Raw genomic sequence first — 1,105 nt, 5'->3', positions numbered from 1 at the left:
GTTCTTTCTGTTGTCGGCGTCCGTTTACGCTTTGGAAATCTCACCATTAAAACAGCCTCCGTACACGGGTGACTTAGATGTCATCAAAGAGAAAAACGTATTGCGCGTTTTAGTCTCTGCCGATTTAGGCTTCTACTATATCGAAGGAGGAACACCAAAAGGGATTGGCGCAGAGCTGCTGGCTCACTTTGAAAAAGATTTACGCAAAATCAAACCCAAACTGAACGTACAAATCATCCCTCTAGCTCGAGACCAATTGCTCCCTTCTCTCGAAAACGGCTCTGGTGATTTAGTGGTGGCAAACTTGACGATCACTGAGACCCGCAAACAAAAAGTCGACTTCAGTACCCCAATCTTATCCGGCATCGAAGAGTGGGTGATCACCAACAAAAGTACTCCAACCATCACTAAACTTGAGCAGTTGAGCGGTAAGGAGATTTGGGTACGTGCCAGTTCCAGCTACTTTGAAAGTATTCAAGCCGTCAACAAAACACTGAACAAGAAAGGCTTACCGCCAATTATCGTGCACTTCATCGAAGAGACTCTGCAAGACTACGAACTCGTCGGCATGCTCAACAATGGCTATATCAAAGCCATCGTTTTAGATAGCCACAAAGCCAAACTTTGGCTCAATGCGATGGATGACATCAAAGCGCATAAGAAAGTCCCTCTTCGCAAAAACGGCAACATCGCTTGGGTAATGCGACAAAACAGTCCTCAACTCAAAGCAGTGGTGAACAAATTCATCCAAAAATCTCGCTCAGGCACACTCCTTGGAAACGTCATATATAGCAAATACATCGACAATACCAATTGGCTCAATAAGGCACTTAACCCTAAGAAAATTGCCCAGCTAGAAAAACTGTCGGCGCTGTTTTCGCGCTACGGGGAGAAATATGACTTGGATTATTTGCTGATTGCGGCGGTTGCGTATAAAGAGTCCGGATTTAATAACAACTTAGTCGGCACAAGAGGCGCTGTGGGCATAATGCAAGTCTTACCGAGCACAGCGCGCGATCCAAACATCAACATCAAAAATGTTCGACAACTCGAAAACAACATCCACGCAGGAGCGAAATACTTAGCGTTTTTACGTCGGCAATAC

The 1,105-nt window shown here is 45.2% G+C and carries 1 protein-coding gene; it reads left to right on the top strand.

What is annotated here, in order from left to right; translation table 11 throughout:
• Positions 1 to 7 precede the first annotated feature (7 nt).
• On the top strand, positions 8 to 1,105 hold a 1,098-nt coding region (locus R7127_RS26760), incomplete at its 3' end, for a lytic transglycosylase F (protein ID WP_318148744.1).

Source organism: Vibrio sp. 1159, from assembly GCF_033340395.1.
GTDB classification, from domain to species: Bacteria; Pseudomonadota; Gammaproteobacteria; order Enterobacterales; family Vibrionaceae; genus Vibrio; species Vibrio alginolyticus.
The sequence above is the reverse complement of the archived record's forward strand: the minus strand, read 5'-3'. Positions and strand labels throughout refer to the sequence as shown.